At 78.0% G+C, this 214-nt stretch carries 1 protein-coding gene; it reads right to left on the bottom strand.

The features are described from left to right. Positions 1-17: 17 nt before the first annotated feature. Positions 18-214 (bottom strand): MarR family winged helix-turn-helix transcriptional regulator (locus QWY28_RS24870; protein WP_369292725.1); only part of this gene is annotated, 197 nt, incomplete at its 5' end.

Genomic DNA, 214 nt, shown 5'->3' with positions numbered 1-214 from the left:
GAAGACCCCCTCCGGGGTCAGGCGAACGGCGCGAGCAGCCGGCGCAGCAGGTCGGCCAGCTCGTGCCGCTCGGCCGGCGGCAGGTCGGCGAGCAGGCCCAGCTCGGCGCGGAGCAGCGCGGGGAAGGCGCCGTCGACGGCGGTCTTGCCCTCCGCGGTCAGCCGGACGATCACCCCGCGGCGGTCGTCGGGGTCGGGGTAGCGCTCGACGAGCC

The sequence above is a fragment of the Nocardioides oceani genome (genome assembly GCF_030412965.1).
Taxonomy (GTDB): Bacteria; Actinomycetota; Actinomycetes; order Propionibacteriales; family Nocardioidaceae; genus Nocardioides; species Nocardioides oceani.
Note: the sequence above shows the minus strand (reverse complement) of the source record. Positions and strands in the feature narration are given on the sequence as shown.